The 16,573-nt window shown below is 55.3% G+C and carries 19 protein-coding genes; 6 read left to right on the top strand and 13 right to left on the bottom strand.

From position 1 onward, the window contains the following. Window positions 1-20: 20 nt before the first annotated feature. The 3 genes from ESZ91_RS02880 to ESZ91_RS02890 all read right to left on the bottom strand — a co-directional run bounded on the left by ESZ91_RS02880 (window position 21) and on the right by ESZ91_RS02890 (window position 1,375). Window positions 21-227 (bottom strand): 4Fe-4S dicluster domain-containing protein, encoded by a 207-nt coding sequence (locus tag ESZ91_RS02880; RefSeq protein ID WP_129223951.1) that lies wholly within the window; start codon window positions 225-227, stop codon window positions 21-23. A 2-nt stretch (window positions 228-229) separates the two neighbouring features. Then, entirely contained in the window at window positions 230-1,063 is an 834-nt protein-coding gene (locus ESZ91_RS02885) for a DNA glycosylase (RefSeq protein ID WP_129223953.1), read from the bottom strand. Between the two features lie 99 nt (window positions 1,064-1,162). Next, entirely contained in the window at window positions 1,163-1,375 is a 213-nt protein-coding gene (locus ESZ91_RS02890) for a helix-turn-helix domain-containing protein (protein WP_129223955.1), read from the bottom strand. A gap of 99 nt (window positions 1,376-1,474) precedes the next feature. Between ESZ91_RS02890 and ESZ91_RS02895 the strand changes: the two genes are divergently transcribed. Then, window positions 1,475-1,855 (top strand): hypothetical protein, encoded by a 381-nt coding sequence (locus ESZ91_RS02895; RefSeq protein WP_129223957.1) that lies wholly within the window; start codon window positions 1,475-1,477, stop codon window positions 1,853-1,855. A 105-nt stretch (window positions 1,856-1,960) separates the two neighbouring features. Next, on the top strand, window positions 1,961-2,524 hold the full coding sequence (locus ESZ91_RS02900) for a hypothetical protein (protein WP_129223959.1): 564 nt from the start codon (window positions 1,961-1,963) through the stop codon (window positions 2,522-2,524). Window positions 2,525-2,563: 39 nt separating this feature from the next. Here the strand turns inward: ESZ91_RS02900 and rpmA are convergent, their stop codons facing one another. Both rpmA and rplU read right to left on the bottom strand, forming a co-directional pair. Continuing rightward, window positions 2,564-2,839: a 50S ribosomal protein L27 gene (gene rpmA / locus ESZ91_RS02905; protein WP_129223962.1), complete on the bottom strand. Its 276-nt coding sequence runs from the start codon at window positions 2,837-2,839 to the stop codon at window positions 2,564-2,566. A gap of 23 nt (window positions 2,840-2,862) precedes the next feature. Further along, entirely contained in the window at window positions 2,863-3,168 is a 306-nt protein-coding gene (gene rplU / locus ESZ91_RS02910) for a 50S ribosomal protein L21 (RefSeq protein ID WP_129223964.1), read from the bottom strand. Between the two features lie 201 nt (window positions 3,169-3,369). On the opposite strand from rplU, the gene ESZ91_RS02915 reads away from it, so the two are divergent. Continuing rightward, window positions 3,370-3,810, top strand: coding sequence for a hypothetical protein (locus tag ESZ91_RS02915; RefSeq protein WP_129223966.1), 441 nt, complete (start codon window positions 3,370-3,372; stop codon window positions 3,808-3,810). 37 nt (window positions 3,811-3,847) lie between these two features. Here ESZ91_RS02915 and glmS read toward each other — a convergent pair whose 3' ends face one another. The 6 genes from glmS to ESZ91_RS02945 form a co-directional block, all read right to left on the bottom strand. Next, window positions 3,848-5,626: a glutamine--fructose-6-phosphate transaminase (isomerizing) gene (gene glmS / locus ESZ91_RS02920; RefSeq protein ID WP_129223968.1), complete on the bottom strand. Its 1,779-nt coding sequence runs from the start codon at window positions 5,624-5,626 to the stop codon at window positions 3,848-3,850. A 4-nt stretch (window positions 5,627-5,630) separates the two neighbouring features. Continuing rightward, window positions 5,631-6,935 carry a phosphohexomutase domain-containing protein gene (locus ESZ91_RS02925; RefSeq protein WP_129223970.1) on the bottom strand — a complete coding sequence of 435 codons (1,305 nt, stop codon included), beginning with the start codon at window positions 6,933-6,935 and terminating at the stop codon, window positions 5,631-5,633. Continuing rightward, window positions 6,932-7,576 (bottom strand): DapH/DapD/GlmU-related protein, encoded by a 645-nt coding sequence (locus ESZ91_RS02930; RefSeq protein WP_161971019.1) that lies wholly within the window; start codon window positions 7,574-7,576, stop codon window positions 6,932-6,934. Before ESZ91_RS02930 ends, ESZ91_RS02925 begins: the two co-directional genes overlap by 4 nt. A gap of 125 nt (window positions 7,577-7,701) precedes the next feature. Then, a complete protein-coding gene (locus tag ESZ91_RS02935) occupies window positions 7,702-9,168 on the bottom strand; it encodes an Rne/Rng family ribonuclease (RefSeq protein ID WP_161971020.1) in 1,467 nt (488 codons plus the stop codon). 169 nt (window positions 9,169-9,337) lie between these two features. Then, window positions 9,338-10,201: a site-2 protease family protein gene (locus tag ESZ91_RS02940; RefSeq protein ID WP_129223976.1), complete on the bottom strand. Its 864-nt coding sequence runs from the start codon at window positions 10,199-10,201 to the stop codon at window positions 9,338-9,340. Then, window positions 10,189-10,989: a M23 family metallopeptidase gene (locus tag ESZ91_RS02945; protein WP_129223978.1), complete on the bottom strand. Its 801-nt coding sequence runs from the start codon at window positions 10,987-10,989 to the stop codon at window positions 10,189-10,191. Before ESZ91_RS02945 ends, ESZ91_RS02940 begins: the two co-directional genes overlap by 13 nt. A 146-nt stretch (window positions 10,990-11,135) precedes the next feature. On the opposite strand from ESZ91_RS02945, the gene metF reads away from it, so the two are divergent. The 3 genes from metF to ESZ91_RS02960 are packed head-to-tail and all read left to right on the top strand — an operon-like array spanning window position 11,136 to window position 15,009. Then, complete coding sequence (gene metF / locus ESZ91_RS02950) at window positions 11,136-12,011, top strand: methylenetetrahydrofolate reductase [NAD(P)H] (RefSeq protein WP_129223980.1); 876 nt, start codon at window positions 11,136-11,138, stop codon at window positions 12,009-12,011. A 4-nt stretch (window positions 12,012-12,015) separates the two neighbouring features. Beyond that, window positions 12,016-12,657, top strand: a complete 642-nt coding sequence (locus ESZ91_RS02955; protein ID WP_129223982.1) for a hypothetical protein — start codon at window positions 12,016-12,018, stop codon at window positions 12,655-12,657. A 3-nt stretch (window positions 12,658-12,660) separates the two neighbouring features. Beyond that, the gene (locus ESZ91_RS02960; protein WP_129223984.1) at window positions 12,661-15,009 is read left to right on the top strand and encodes a homocysteine S-methyltransferase family protein; all 2,349 of its coding nucleotides are present in this window, start codon (window positions 12,661-12,663) and stop codon (window positions 15,007-15,009) included. Window positions 15,010-15,404: 395 nt separating this feature from the next. On the opposite strand, the gene ESZ91_RS02965 is transcribed toward ESZ91_RS02960, so the two are convergent. Together ESZ91_RS02965 and ESZ91_RS02970 are read right to left on the bottom strand one after the other, a co-directional pair. Continuing rightward, the gene (locus ESZ91_RS02965) at window positions 15,405-15,917 is read right to left on the bottom strand and encodes a nucleoside recognition domain-containing protein (RefSeq protein ID WP_129223986.1); all 513 of its coding nucleotides are present in this window, start codon (window positions 15,915-15,917) and stop codon (window positions 15,405-15,407) included. Next, window positions 15,914-16,471 carry a nucleoside recognition domain-containing protein gene (locus tag ESZ91_RS02970; RefSeq protein WP_129223988.1) on the bottom strand — a complete coding sequence of 186 codons (558 nt, stop codon included), beginning with the start codon at window positions 16,469-16,471 and terminating at the stop codon, window positions 15,914-15,916. Before ESZ91_RS02970 ends, ESZ91_RS02965 begins: the two co-directional genes overlap by 4 nt. Window positions 16,472-16,573 lie beyond the last annotated feature (102 nt).

Consider the following 16,573-nt stretch of genomic DNA (forward strand, 5'->3'; position numbering starts at 1 on the left):
TATTTTTGAAATCGTACCGCCTATTTATCCACCTCGATGGCGCAATCGGGGCACATCGTCGCGCAGAACGCGCAGCCGATGCAGTCCTCCATGCGGACGGCTTCCGCCACGGGATAGCCGTTGGCGTTGAGTTTATGTTCGCTGAGTTCCAAAACTTTTTTGGGACAGCTGAACACGCAAAGGCCGCAGCCCTTGCAGACTTTTTCGTTGATGGTAACAAATGCCATATTTAACTCCTTTCTCCTCGTTTACAGTAAAACAAAACCTGCTGGATATATCCGCCGACGTCGCCGAACAGTTCGCGAAAGAACGCCGCGATCTTCCCTCGGTCTTTCAAGGCGCCGTGAAAATCTTCGCGGTACACTTTTTCCACCCAGGTATCCACGGGAAACGCCCCGGTATCGTGATAGGCGAACAGCGCGATGCAGTCCGCCACTTTCGGGCCGACGCCGCACAGCGCCGTCAGTTGCGCGCGAAGGGCGTCGCCGTGCTTTTCCCGCGCCCCGCGGAGCGCGCCCGCAGCGATCGCTTTCGCGGACACAAAAAGATATTTCGCGCGGTAGCCCGCGCCGAGATCCGCAAAAAAACGCTCGTCCTTTTCCGCCAGGACAGACGCTTTCGGAAAGGTAAAAAAGCGTTCGCCCAGAAAGATCTTCTCTTCGCCCGCGCGCTCCGCGATGCGCTCCAAGATGCCCTTGATGCGGGGAATGTGGTTATTTTGCGACACGAGAAAGGAAAAAGTCGTTTCCTCTTCGTCCTGGTTGAGGATGCGCAGTCCCCGCCCTTTTCGGTAGGCGGCGCAGACGGTTTCGATGCCGTAACTTTCCGCGCGGCGGCAGATCTCGCCGTAATCGCGCGACAGATCGAAATAATGATGAAAATAGTCGCGGTCGGCATCTTCGCATTCCACAAAAGTTTCGTTCCCGCGGGCGTAAACGTAGCAGGCCCTGTCCGCCGCGCAGACGAAATATCCCTCCCGCCAGGGGCGGAAACGGAACGTCTGACCGCAGCCGAGGGTGCTTTGCGGTTCGAAATATTCTCTTTCGTAGGTGATTTTTTGCATATCTTCCCTATATTATATCACTTTTTGCGCCCGTTGGCAAAGAAAAATAATTTCCATATCTTATACAAAACGGATAAAGAAAAAAATTTTTGGCAAAAATCAGTCGGAAAGACAAAGGATATAGGCGGGGTCTACTTCCAACGCCGCGCAAAGGTTTGCGAACGTATCCAATGCAGGCAATTTTTGTCCTTTGACATAACAAGATATCTGTTGATGTTTAACTCCTATTCGCCGAGCCAATTCGCTCTGCGTCAACCCGCTTTGCTGAATCGCCTCAATAATCCTTTCACGAACTTGATCAAGTGTAATCATAAAACTACCTCCGTTATAAAAATTATATCATCTAACAGGTGCAAAATACTTGACTTGCACCCATTAGATGCAGTATACTTAAAAAAAGGAGAGGTTCTTATGAATTTAGATCTGGAAAAAGGCTACGAACAAGAGGTAGTGCTGTTTTTAAAAATGTGCAAAAAAGAGGACGGAAACTTTTTAAATCTTCCCCTTAAAAAACGGAAGATAGAAGACGCGGTGCGCCTACTGTGCATCACGACGGCTTTGAGCCTGCGCGGGCCGTTCTTTTCCGTGATCAACGCAGAGGAAAAACGTTTTGACGAACTTATTTCCCATTGGGAACGAATCCGCTACGACGAAGAGAAAGTGACCGCGTGGCTCGACGACTTCATCGCCGCCGTCGAAGATCCCCTGCTGAAACAAGTCGCCCAAGAAATATGGAACGAAAAAAAAGCGCGCTTTCAAAATGCGCGTTTCGATGCAATGTCATTGTTATAGACGGCAAAACGATTTCTTCACCCAATTTTTACATAGTCTTTTTCCCCCATTCGGCAAAAAATTGTTTGCCAAGCGGGCGTTTTGGGTGTATAGTATATGCTGTCTATGAGTATTAAAAGAAAAATCAAAAAATCCAAATTCATCATCGCGTGCACTTATCTGTGCTTTTACGCCGCCTATGCCGCGTACGCGATATTCTATTATACGAGTTATAAAAATCTGCTCGGGATCCTGCTCGTCACCCTCATATCCGTCGCGCTCTTTCTCTCTGCGGTGACGACTTTTTTGAGTTACCGCGTCAACCTGCTCAACGAAAAGCCTTCGCCTTTCCGTCACTTTCTGAAAATCGCAAAATATACCGCGCAACTCATCACTTCCGTCATCACCATCGTAATGGTCCTCTCCGCCGTACAGAATACCAACGTATTTTCGCTCATCATGGCCATCGTTTCCGTGCCGACGCTGATATTCAGCATTCTCGTAAACGTGCTCGCCAATCTGTGGGAACGCAAATGCAAATACGGATTCGGAAAAAAACATTTTATCCCCCAGCCCCTTTTAGACGACGAGGGCAACGAGATCAATTTGCAGGATATCGACCTGAAAGAAGAAGAACGCTCGCTGACCATGAAATATTTTCACAAGAACGATAAAACAAAAACAGGTTAAAAAAACCGCCCGCGGCGATTTGCCGCGGGCGGTCGTTTGTTACTGCGCTTTGTAAACGCTGACTTGCTTTTTGTCTTTGCCCAATCTCTCGAACTTCACGACGCCGTCGGTCAAAGCGAACAAAGTATCGTCTTTACCGATACCGACGTTGTTGCCGGGATGGAATTTGGTGCCTCTCTGGCGGACGAGAATATTTCCCGCAAGCACGGACTGGCCGTCCGAACGCTTTACGCCGAGACGTTTTGCCTCGCTGTCTCTGCCGTTGTGAGAGGAGCCCGTTCCCTTTTTATGAGCAAATAAATTGATGAAAATCATTTATTTATCCTCCAAAATTTTTGTTACAGCGAGATCTTTTCGATCTTGACTGCGGTGAAAGGCTGTCTGTGGCCCTGCTTTTTACGCTCGTTCTTCTTCGCCTTATACTTGAAAACGATGATCTTTTTGAACTTGTCCTGCGCCTGCACGGTGCCGCTGACCTTTGCGTTCGCAACGTCTGCCCCGTACTTCACGCCGTTCTCGTCGGAAACCATGACGACGTTGAACTCCACGCTGTCGCCCACATTCGCGTTCAGTTTTTCCAGGCGAACGACTTCGCCTTCGCTCACGCGGTACTGCTTATTTCCGTTTTCGATAATTGCGTACAAAATACTTTTACCTCCTCTTTCCAGTCTCGCCGTATGCCAAGGCGGCGCGTACCCGCGCGCTTATAAGGCCCGCTCCGAGCGGCTCAGGATATAATTTATCATACGCGCGTTTTTTTGTCAAGCGTTTTTGTTTTGCGCGGGCGAATATTTCCCGAAAAGGAACACAAACTGACAGTAAACCAATCGGCGGAGGTATTTATTATGGCTGATATCAAGAGCGACAGCGAAATGCTGGCGGAAATTTATCGCAACACGCATTACGCGCTGCAATCCATTTCGGACGTTCTGCCTGAAACGGAAGACGAAAAAATGCAGGAACTTTTAAAGAAAATGCACGACGAATACGAACTGATCTCCGGCAAAGCGGCGCTTCTCGCCAAGGAAAAGGATCTGGAACTCAAAGAACCCAATCCTTTGAAAAAGGCGATGATGTGGAGTTCTATCAAGATGAGCACCTTCAAAGATAACTCCCGCGGCCACATTGCGGAAATGATGACGCAGGGCACGGTAATGGGCACCACAGCCCTTCTGCGCTCGCTCAACGACAGCAAGGACAACCTGAGCGACGAAGTCAGATCCTTGTGCAAAGAACTTCTGCATATGGAAGAATCGTACGAAGAACAGTTTAAAAAATATTTGTAAAAGGAAGGCGGGCGCATATTTTTGCGCCCGCCTCTTTTTATTCCACCGTCACGCTCTTGGCGAGATTGCGCGGTTTGTCGGGATCGTGCCCCCGCAATTGGCACATTCTGAGGGCAAAATACTGCAAGGGTATGACGGAAACGGCGCCCGCGAGTTCTTCACGCACGGCGGGGATCTTGCAGCAAAACTGCGCCGCGCTCTCCTTCAAAACGCTTTCGAACGGCGAAAAGAGCGCCACGTATCCGCCGCGAGCGATGACTTCCGCCACGGCGTTTTCCGTCTTTTTCGCCAGCGATTTCTGCGTGACGATGGCGATGACGGGAAAGCCCTTTTCGACGAGCGCGAGCGTGCCGTGTTTGAGTTCGCCCGCGGGATACCCCTCGCTGAACACGTAGGCGATCTCTTTGACCTTCAAGGCGCCCTCGACGGCGGTAACGAAGTCCGCGTCGCGCCCCAGAAAATACATCGCCGATTTTTCTTTGAGCCGCGACGCGAGCGCGTCCACTTCGGGAAAACAGGAAAACGCTTCGCGCGCCGCGAACGACAGCGCGGGCAGATCGTAATAAAAGGAGGGATATACGCCCGTTTTTTTGCAGCAAGCCTCGGCGGCGAGCGTGAAGAGGCACATGAGTTGACAGTTGTAACTTTTTGTCGCGGCGACCGCGATCTCGGCGTTGGCGCGCATGGGCACGTTGGTATCCGACAGCGCCGCGATGGTCGAATGACGCACGTTCGTGACCGAAACGACGTACGCGCCCGCGGCTTTCGCGCGTTTGACCGCCTCCGCGGTATCGGCGGTCTCTCCGCTCTGGCTGACCGCGACGAGAACGTCGTCTTTTTGAATCAGCCGCGTCTTATAGCGGAATTCGCTCGCCCGTTCGCAGATAACGGGCACACCGAGGCATTTTTCCGCGACGAAACGAAAGGAGAGGGTGGAGTGGAACGCAGTGCCGCAGGCGACCGCGAAGATGCGCTCCGCCGCCGCGAGTTTTCGCGCGCAGGCGGTGAAATCCATGCCTTTCAGGGCGGCGTACGTATCCGACAGGGCGCGGGGGATATCCGCGATCTCCTCTTCCATATAACTTGTAAACGCGCCCCTTTCGCGCACGGCGGAGCCGCCGTCGGAGGGCGTGAACGTCTTGTCGACCGCGTTCAGGTTAAAATCGTAAAACAGCACGCGCTGTCCGACAAGACAGATGAGTTCCCCGTCCGACGCGGGGCAGATCGAGCCGCACACGCCCGAAAGGGCGGGGATATCGCTGCACACGTACACGCCGTCCGCGCCCGTGCCCGCGACGAGCGGGCTTTTGCATTTGGCGCAGACGACGGTATCGGGAAAATCTTCGCATAAAACGGCGATGGCATAGGAGCCTTCCAGCCGCGCGCACCCGTCGCGCACCGCGCGCAGAAAATCCCCCGTATAGGCGCGCGAAATGAGTTTTACGATCACTTCGCTGTCCGTTTCGGAAAGAAAGACCTCTCCCGCCGCGACCAATTCTTCTTTCAGCGCGGCGAAGTTTTCCACGATGCCGTTATGCACGAGCGCGAATTTGCCCGCCGCGTGCGGATGGGCGTTTTCGTCCGACGGCGCGCCGTGCGTCGCCCAGCGCGTGTGCCCGATGCCCGCGCCGCCTTTCAGATATGCGTCCGCAAGCGCATCCGCACCGCCCTTTTTCTTGCGTATGCCGATGGCGTTCTGATCGAGTACCGCCACGCCCACGGAGTCGTAGCCGCGGTATTCCAGCCGTTTGAGCCCGTCGTACACGCGGGGCCAGCAATCGCCCCCGCGCTGCACGCATCCGATGATTCCGCACATATTTTTACTCCTTCAACTGCGCGATCGCGCGGCGTACGCGCTCCGCCGCGCCCTTCGCGTCCTGCAAGTTTTCCGCCTCCGCAAAGATGCGGATGACGGGCTCGGTGCCTGACGCGCGCACGACCAGCCTGCCCTTATTCAGGCGGTTGGCGCATTCCCGCACCACGTTGCTCACGCCCTCGTCGCCGAGCACGCGCACCTTGTCTTTGACGCGCACGCTCACGTTGTATTGGGGATATAGCCGAATATCCGAAAGCGCGGAAAGGGGCGTATCCGTCAGAAGTTCGGCAAGTTTTAAAGAAGTTAAAATGCCGTCGCCCGTGGTGGCGTATTCGGATAAGATCACGTGTCCCGACTGCTCGCCGCCCACCGCCGCGCCGTGCGCGCGCATATATTCCGCGACGTACTTATCGCCGATATCCGTGCGCGCGAGCGTGATCCCGCGCGCCGCCAGCCAGACTTCCGCGCCCGTATTGGTGTGCACCGTGCCCACTGCCAGACCGCCCGTCAGTTTCCCCTGTTTTTTCAGTTTGTCGGCAAATATACAGATGATGCGGTCGCCGTCCACAACGTTGCCCTTTTCGTCCACCGCGATCAATCGGTCGGCGTCGCCGTCGTAGCAAAAGCCCGCGTCGGCGCGGAGGCGCGCGACCAATTCCGAAAGGTGTTCGGGATAGAGCGCGCCGCAGTTGTCGTTGACGGAAAGGCCGTCCGTCTTGATATTGCACGCGGTCACTTTTGCGCCCAGCCGCTCGAACGCGGCGGGCGCAAAGGCGGAAGCCGCGCCGTTGGCGCAGTCGAGCACGAAATGCAATCCTTCCAGCCCCCGCGAACACGCGCCGCCGAGGTGACGAAGGTATTCTTCGCCCGCCTCGTGCACGTATTCGTAGCGCCCTACCGACAGAGAGGGCGCGAACAGGCGGTCGATAAAATATTTTTCCAGGCGGCGTTCGAGTTTTTCGTCGAATTTGCACCCCGCGCCGTCGAACACCTTGATGCCGTTGAATTCGGGCGGATTGTGCGAGGCGCTGATCATCACGCCGCAATCGGCGGCGTGGCGCTTTGTGAGATACGCGCACGCGGCGGTGGGAAGAACGCCGCCGTCGAGGACGTTTCCGCCGCCCACCGTCACGCCCGCCGCAATGGCGAGCATGAGCATATCCGAGGAAACGCGGTTATCGCGCGCGATAAAAACGGTCGGCTTTGCGTACAGTCTGCAAAGCGCGTTTCCGAGCGCGAACGCCGTGCGGGAAGTCAGACTTTCGTTGACGACGCCGCGGATCCCGTCCGTTCCGAATCTGTCGCTCATTTTTCTTCTCCTCCCAAATAACGTTTCGCGCCGCCTGCGCGGATCTGCTGGCGCACGCGGCCGATCACGAAATCGCCCTTGCCCGCGCCCTCCGTGACCGTGGTTCCCGCCGCGACGAACGCGCCGTCCGCGATCTCCACGGGCGCGATGAGGTTGACGTTGCTGCCTATAAAGCAGTTGTTGCCGACGCGCGTGCGGTGTTTGTTCTTGCCGTCGTAATTGCAGAACACGACGCCGCAGCCGATATTGCAGTTTTCGCCCACGTCCGCGTCGCCCACGTAGGCGAGGTGGCTCACTTTGGTACCCGCGCCCACGACGGAATTTTTGATCTCCACGAAATCTCCCACGCGGCAGTTATCGCCTACGTTTGCGCCCTTTCTGAGGTGGGCGAACGGACCCACCGTACAGTTTTTGCCGACGCGCGCGCCGCGCAGCACGCTCTTTTCGATCTCGGAACCCGCGCCGACAAAGGCGTCCTCCAATATATTTTCGGGGCGCAGGACCGCGCCCGCCTCGATGACCGTGCGGCCGTATATGTAGTTATCGGGATAGATGATTGCGCCGTCGCCGATCGTCGCTTCCTCCGAAACGAATACCCGATCGGGCGCGAGAAACCGAACGTTGGGGAATTTATTTTGCAAATGCCTGCCCTCCCGCAAAAAGAAAATCATTACATTCTATGCGAACGGGCGGATTTTTGCTTTTCCGCGGCGCAGGCAACATAAAAAAACCGCATTCCTTTGCAGGAATGCGGTTTTCTTTCAATTCAATATAAAAGTTGCGCGTTGTCGGGCAAGGTCAAAACGGTGTTGTTGTCGCCGCGCACGGTAAAGTATTCTTCATGAAAGGTCTTGTGCGGGATCATGTAGATGCGTTTCGAACGCCATTCGCCCGCGACGGCGCCAGAAAAATAATGTTTTCCGACGATCATGGCAAAAATACCCGCGTTGAGTTCGACGATCGCGTTTTCGTAGCCGCGCGCGAACAGATCTTTGATGGCGATCTTGATGCGGTAGGCGAGATAGGAGTCGGACAGAACGCTGCCGCTCCCCTTGCAGTAGGGGCAGGGTTTCGTGATGAGGGACAAATTGTCCTTTTTTTCCTTTTTACGCGTGAACTGCACGAGCCCCAAAGCGCTCATGCCCACAACGTTGCACTTTGCTCTGTCCTCTTTGAGGGCGTTTTCCAGTTCCGAAATGACAGCCGCGCGGTGCTCCTCGCTCTGCATATCAATAAAATCCACGACCACGATGCCGCCGATATTGCGAAGGCGCACCTGCCGCGCGATCTCGCGCGCCGCCAATATATTTGTGGCGAACACCGTGTCTTCGAGGTTGTTTTCGCCCGTAAAACTTCCCGTGTTCACGTCGATCGCGGTGAGCGCCTCCGTCTTGTCGAAACACAGGTACGCGCCGCTTTTCAGTTCCACGCGGCTCTTGACCAGTTTATATATCTCCTCTTCCAGCCCGAACTGCGCAAACATTTCCCGCGCGCCAGTATAGCGCACCAATTTGTTTTTCTGGCTGATCGTCTTCAACAGCCTTTCGACTTTTTTGTAAGAGGCTTCGTCCGCTACATAAATCTTGTCGATGCCGTCCACATCTACGTCGCGCAGAAGTTTGATATGCGCGTCCGCGGCGCGGTAAACGAGGTCGCCCACTTCCGCGTTTTTATATGTTTCCAGCGCGGAAAGATAGATCTCCCGCAAATATTTCGCTTCGTTTTTCAGCTGGCGGAAATTCGCCGCGCGCGAGTGGGTGCGCATGATCAGCCCGCCGCCCTCGAAAGCGAGTTTTTTCGCGCATTCCAGAAGGCGTTCGCGCTCCTCTTCCTCGCAGATCTTGCGCGAAACGCCCAAAAAGGGCGTGGCGGGAAGATAAATGAGGTTTTTCCCCACAAAGGATACGTTCATGCTCAGCCGCGCGCCCTTGGTCCCCATGGGGGACTTGGTCACCTGCACCATCACTTCGTCGCCGATCTTCACGTTCAGACGCGAGTCGGAATTTGCGGCGGCGGCCTCTGCGGGCATATCGCCCGCGTACAGATAGCCGTTTTTCGCCTGCCCGAAACAGACGAACGCCGCCTGCATTCCGTTGAGCACGTTCACGACCCTTCCCTTGTAAATGTTGCCCGAAATTTCGCTCTGGTCCCCCGCATCGAGATGAAACTCGACGAGTTCGTCCCCTTCGGTCAGCGCCGCGAAACAGTCGTCGCCGAAGTAGTCAAAGTACATATTCCTCTTCATCTATCAAAAATCCCCGCGCGCCGCGCGCGCCGTTAAAATTAAACAAAACAAAAGGTGCGTATCCGTATCGAGCATTGCCGTCTATTATTTTAACACACAAATACACGCTTTGCAAGAGCAAAATAAAAAAAGCGCGAAAAATCGGCGCTTTTTTTGATCAGACAGGACTTTTCAGGCACTCCGAGAGGGGCGCGTAGAGGTCGGCGCGTTCCAGAAGTTCCACGATCTCGTTTTCGTCGAGGATCTCCAGAAGTTCGCCGCCGTCCGAATAGACGCACAGTTCCAGGACCCTGCCCCGTTCCATATATCCGATGATTTTTTTGACCTGACAACTTTCCAACACGGCCACCCGTTTGATCTCCGCCCCCCGCGCGAGCGTCCGCGTGACGTCATAGCGGATCCTGTCGTAGCGGCAACCGTTGCCGCCGAACGCGCCCGCTATGATGAACGAGGCGAAAAAGAGCATAGAAAAATTGACTTCGATAAAACAGCCGTACACGAACAACCCCAAAAAGGCGGCGCCGATGACGAGGCTGACGGCGCGGCACAACTTGCGCGCGAAAGTTTCCCCCTTTTTTTTGGCGAGCGCGCAGAAAAGCACCCTGCCCCCGTCGAGGGGATAGGCGGGCAGTACGTTGACGGCCGCAATCCCGAGCGAGGCGAACGCCGCCGTGTCCGTGTAGGGATAGGCGTCGGGAAACAGCCACCACAGCGCGATAAAGCCGAGCGCCGCCGCGGCGTTGGCGAGCGGACCCGCGAGCGCGACGAAAATTTCGTCTTTGAAAGAGATGCCTTCCAGATCGCCGCGGATGATCGCGCCGTACGGCATTAAAACGATGCGGCGTAAGCGGTACCCCACCCGTGCCGCGGCGGCGGCGTGCGCGAATTCGTGCATGACAGCCGTCAGCGTGTACGTCAGAAACAGAAAAAACCGTCCGGTCAGCGCGTAAAAAACGCCGAACAGGAGAAAGAGCGGATGTATCGTGAAATAAAACCGCTCTTTATGGCTTACACGTTCCAAATAATATCGTTTGCCTCGTTGACCGTATAGGATTTGATCAGATTCCCGTTGTCGAACATGGAAACGGAAACGGGGGACGCGCCCTTCGTATAGCCCACGGGAATAGTGGAAAACACCTTGTCGCCCGCGGCGAAATACGCCGTGGAAAGATTGGAAATTTCCGTGGAGAATGACTTGGTATGCTCGATCTTCACCGTGTACAGACCGTCTTTTTCCGTGACGGAAACGATCTTGCCGTCGCAGGGCGTATAGACGCTGCATTCGCCCGTGAAGGAGAGCACGCCCGTATCGGACACGGTGCAGGTGATGTCATCGTCGGAAACGACCGAGCCCATGGTCAACTGCGAATAGATACGGTCGTCGTCCACCGACTGCGATTGGTCGGTCGGATTCAAAAGTCCCGCGAAAAAGGTATTGATGGCGCTCTCTTTCCAGAAAATGTTGGTAAGAAAGATGGTCGCGGCGAGCGCCAGCACGGCGACGAACTGCGCGAGCAAAATTTTACTGTCGAAAAATTTGCCCTTAACTTTGACGGGCGCGGCGTCGGGCTCTTCGAGGTCGTATTCCTCGGAAAGATCCTCGCTCGCGGCGTACCGCGTTTCAGAGAGCACTTCTTCGCTTTTTTCTTCGGAAAAGTCCCCCTCGCTCACGCGCTCGTTGACGGCTTTGACGACCTGGTCTTTCAGATCGTCCGTCTCGGCGCGCTTCTTCTTGCTTTTTTTTCTGACTACGTTGACGGTGCTGACGGGTATTTCCAGCATTTCCGCATAGTCGATCCGTTCACTCATAATAATTCCTCCCGAACGAAAGATATATTTTACTGTATGCGCCTGAAAATAAATTAAGAACAAATCTTCAAACTATTTGCACGTTTTCGACCTTTTTAGTATAATGTATATATAGTGCGACTTTTTTCGCACGGGGAGTTTTTACAATGATCCTTTCGAAACTGTTTCAAAATAAAAAAGCGGTCTATTCCTTCGAGATATTTCCGCCCAAGCCTACGGCGGAACTTTCCGCCGTGCAAAATACCATACGCGAACTTTCCGCCCTTTCGCCCGATTACATTTCCGTAACCTGCTCGGCGGGCGGCTCGAACAACGCGGGCACGGCGGGCATCGCCAAACTCGTGAAAGAGTGCGGCGTGGAGCCGCTGGCGCACGTGACCTGCCTGCATTCGGACAAAGCCGCCGTGGAAGCGGCGCTTGCGGAACTTTCCCGAAACGGCGTGCAAAACATACTCGCTCTGCGCGGCGACCGCATCGAGGGGCGCCCTCTCTCGCCCGATTTCCGCTACGCGAGCGATCTCGTTTCCTTTATCCGCGCGCAGGGCTATGCGTTCGATATCGCGGCGGCGTGCTATCCCGAAGGGCATCCCGAGAGCGAAAACGTGCGCGAGGATATCCGCAATTTGAAAATCAAAGTGGACGCGGGCGTGAGCCATCTCAATACGCAACTCTTTTTCGACAACGAGGACTTTTTCCGCTTTATGGAATTGTGCGGCGTGGCGGGCATCGACGTGCCAGTACAGGCGGGCGTGATGCCGCTCGTGAAAAAAAATCACGTCGACCGCATCGTGGCGCTTTCGGGCGGCAAGATCCCCGCGAAGATCTCGCGCATGATCTCCCGCTTTTACGACAAACCCGAAGCGCTGATGGAGGCGGGTATCGCCTATGCCACCGAACAGATCATCGATCTTTTGACTTCGGGCGCGGCGGGCGTGCACCTGTACGTGATGAACAATACCTATGTGGCGCGCAAAATAACCGAGAATATCGGGTATATCCTCGGCGAACTCAACCAACAATAATTATATGGAAATACGGCAAACCGAACTTCTCCGTTACCTCGGCTGGAAGGGACAGGAATTCGACGAAACCCTGCAAAACAAACTCGAAGAGGCGGCGAAACGCTGCATGGAACTCGCGCGGCCGCGCTGCGTGGTGAAAAAATTCGCAATCGGCCCCGATATGCGCATCGCGGGAGATTTCGCTTTGGAGGGACAAGACGTCGCCGCGCATCTTGCGGGCTGTACGGAACTGTATCTGTTCGCCGCGACCGTAGGCGCGGACGCGGAGCGGGAAATCTCGCGCCTGTTCGCGGCGGGAAAGGCGAACGACGCCCTGCTTTTAGACAGCGCCGCGACCTGCGCCGTAGAAAGTTATGCGGACGAGATCTGCGAGGATCTGCAAGCGGGCGAAACATTCGCCCTGACCGAACGCTTTTCCTGCGGATACGGGGATTTTCCCCTTTCCGCCCAGCCGAAGATCCTGCGGCTTCTTTCCGCCGACACCAAGATCGGCCTGTGCTCGGACGAAAGTTTTCTCTTGTCCCCGCAGAAATCGGTGACGGCGCTCATCGGCGTGACAAAGCAAAGCGCGCCCGAAAAAAAACACGGGTGCGGCAATAAGTGCGGAAACTGCAAGCACGGCGGCTGCGCTTACAGAAAGGAATGATCCATGCGATTTAAAGATTTTTTACAAGAGAATATCGTCGTGTTCGACGGCGCTTTCGGCACCATGCTGCAAAGAGAAACGAGCGTCGGCACCCTTCCCGAACTCGTCAATATCGAAAGGCCCGATCTCGTTTTAAAGATCCACCGCCAATACGCCGCCGCGGGCGCGGACGTGATCTCGGCGGATACCTTCGGCGCGAACGCCTACAAAGCGGGAAGTTATGAACTTTCCGGAAAACTCATCCGCGCGGGCGTGAAACTGGCGCGCGAGGCTGCGAAGGACAAGTTCGTCGCGCTCGATTTAGGCCCCGTGGGAAAACTCATGGAGCCTGCGGGTCCCATGACCTTCGACGAGGCGTACGATATTTTCGCGCACGCCGTCGAGGCGGGAAAAGAGGGCGCTGATTTGATCCTCCTCGAAACCATGACCGATCTTTACGAACTGAAAGCCGCCCTTCTGGCGGCGAGGGAGCACAGCGATCTCCCCGTGATCGCCTCGATGACCTTCGAACAGAACCTGCGCACCTTTATGGGCTGCGACGCGGTTTGCTACGCGCTGACCGCCTCGCCGCTCGCGGACGCGATCGGCGTGAACTGCTCGCTCGGTCCCGCACAACTTCTGCCCGTCGCGGAAAAGATTCTGGAGTTTACCGACAAGCCCGTTATCATGCAGGCAAACGCGGGACTTCCCGACGCGGCGGGAAATTACAACGTGAGCGCGGACGAATTTGCGCGCGCGTGTGAAGGGTTTATCGAAAAGGGCGTGCGCATCGTGGGCGGCTGCTGCGGCACCACGCCCGAATATATCCGTAAACTGCGAGAGATCGCGGACGCTGCCAAACCGCAGCCGACGCCGTTCAGACGCGTATCCGCGGTGTGTTCGGCGAGAAAGCGCGTCGTCGTCGACGGCGTGAAGGTGATCGGAGAGCGCATCAATCCCACGGGCAAAAAGGCGATGAAAGCGGCGCTACTTACGGGCGACACGGATTTCATTTCCCGCCAGGCGCTCGAACAGGCGGAGGCGGGCGCGGAAATTCTGGACGTGAACGCGGGGCTGCCCGAGATCGACGAAACAAAGACGCTCGTCAAAATCGTCAGGCATTTGCAGACGGTGACCGACCTTCCCCTCCAGATCGATTGCGGCAAGGCGGACGCCATAGAAAAGGCGCTCCGTTATTATTGCGGCAAGGCGATCGTAAACTCCGTCAACGGCGAGGATAAGGTGATGGACGCGATCCTCCCCCACGTCGCGCGCTACGGCGCCGCCGTCGTGGGGCTGACCATAGACGAAAAAGGGATCCCGAAAACGTGCGCGGAGCGCGTCGCCATCGCGGAAAAGATCATCGCGCGCGCCAAAGAATACGGCATCCCCGAAGAGGACGTGTACATCGACTGTCTTACCCTGACCGTGAGCGCCGAACAGGCGCAGGCGAAAGAAACGCTGGCGGCGATCGCCGAGATCAAGCGCCGCCATAACGTAAAGACGGTGCTGGGGGTGAGCAACATTTCCTTCGGGCTCCCCGCCCGCCCCGTCGTCAACCACGCGTTCCTTCTCGCCGCCCTGTACGCGGGGCTGGATCTGCCCATTTTAAACCCGAACGTCGCCGAAAACAGGCAGGCGGTCGCGGCGTTCAACGTGCTGACGGGACGGGATACCAACTGCGCCGCCTTTACGCAAATGTTCGCAGCCGCTCCCGAACCCGCGCAAAAGAGCGCGCCCCTTTCGGACGGCAAGGCGGAGCGGGATATATTTTACTGTATCGAAAAGGGCCTGCCCCGCGCCCGCGCGGCAACGGCGGAACTTTTAAAGGAACGCGAACCGCTTGCCGTCATCAACGAATTTCTGATCCCCGCGCTCAATAAAGTGGGAGATCTGTTCGAGAGCGGGAAATTGTTCCTGCCCCAACTCATCGCCGCGGCGGAGAGCGCAAAGGGATGTTTCGAAGAGGTGAAACTGCACTTCAAAGGGGGCGAAAGCGCAAATCGGGGAACCATCGTGCTCGCCACCGTACAGGGCGACGTGCACGACATCGGCAAAAACATCGTCAAGACGGTTTTGGAAAATTACGGCTACGCCATTCTCGATCTGGGTAAAAACGTGCCCTGCGAACTGGTCGCGGAAACCTGCCGCAAGCAAAACGTGCGCCTTTGCGGACTTTCCGCGCTGATGACGACGACCGTGCCCAATATGGAAGAAACGATCCGACTGCTCCGCGCGGCGTGCCCGCGCTGTAAGGTGATGGTCGGCGGCGCGGTGCTCAGCGAAGAGTACGCGAAAAAGATCGGCGCCGACTTTTACGCCAAGGACGCCAACGCGAGCGTAAAGATCGCCGAAGAGGTGTTCGGAAAATGAAAAGGACCGCGAAGGATAATTCTTCGCGGTCCTTTTATTCTGCGATAAAATGAATCGGGCACAGTTTCTTTGCAGAAACTGTGCCCGACCCATTATATGATAAGGGGGAAAATGATGAGCTATAGAAGGTAACCACACGGAAGGCATTCCGTCTTTCGTTTGATTACACGTATATTTTAATCGATTTTACCCAAAAAGTCCAGCAAAAAAAAACTTTTTTTAAAATTTTTCGGTTCTTTATTTTATTAACATTTTTTGTTTGAATTAATCATTTTTTCGACAAATATTTCTATATTATGGCTTTTTTGTCTATATTTAACATTATTAATTGTTTTTTCGGTTATCAAAAATGATAAGAAACAGAAATATTTATGCAAATTAACATTTTCTGCCGGCTAAAAAAAACGGCATAGGAAACAGCCGAACACGAGCGCGATGAAGTTGGCGCATAGGGCGATGGCGATGGGGACGGCGAGTTTTTTTTCCCTGACCGAAGCAAAGTATACCGCCGCCACGTAAAAGACCGTTTCGCTCGAACCGTACGCGACGCAGGCACAGCGGGCGATATAACTGTCCGCGCCGTATTTTTGAAAAATTTCCGAAAGGAGCGCGGTGGCGCCGCTGCCCGAAAACGGCTTGACCAGCGCGAGTTTTCCGATTTCCTCCGGCACGCCGACCAGCCGAAAGACGGGCGCGAGCAGACTTTGCAGTCCGTCGGAAAGCCCGCTCGCCTCAAACAACTGACTGAGGATCAATACTGCGGCGACGAACGGAAACAGCGACACGACGAGCGGGATCGCCCCCTTTACGCCCTCGGCGAAACTGTCGTACACCTTCACTTTGCGGATCGCCGCGACGATGAACACCACGACGAAGAGCGCGGGGATCAGATAGACGAACAGATTCATGTCTTGTTTCTCCCGTACACGAGTTTGACCGCGAGGATCCCGAGGATCAGCGCCGCGGCGCCCGAAACGAGCACGGGCAGCAAAATATCATAGGGCGCGGCGGAATTGTACTGCGCGCGCAGGGCGATGACCGTCGTGGGCAGAAGTTGAATGCTCGCGGTATTCACGACAAAGAGCATGGACTTGCAGTATGCGGGGCTGCCGATGCCGTCCAGCCGTTCCATGGCGGAAACGCCCGCGGGCGTGGCAGCGCCGCCCATGCCCAGCATGTTTGCCGTCACGTTGACGGTGATCAGCCCCAGCGCCGTTTCATCGCTCACGCGGAACAATCGGGACATGGCGGGCTTGACCAATTTGGAAAAGCCGTTCAAAATCCCGCAATGCTCGCACACCTTCAAAAAGCCGAGCCATACAGCGTACACCGAAACGAGCGCGACCGACAGCGTGACCGCGTTCCCCGCCCCTTCCAAAAGAGCCGGAAGAAAGGCGTCGGGAGATCTGACCGCCACGGCGACGGCAGAAAGTATAAACATCGCTAAAAATAAAATATTCAAGGAAAAACCACCCCGCTCATTGAATTTTATGCGCAAAAGCGGGAGGATATGCCCGAAAAAAATTTTACTTTGCGGCGTAAATGCGATATAATACAGGAGAAT

This window comes from Candidatus Borkfalkia ceftriaxoniphila (assembly GCF_004134775.1).
Lineage (GTDB): Bacteria > Bacillota > Clostridia > Christensenellales > Borkfalkiaceae > Borkfalkia > Borkfalkia ceftriaxoniphila.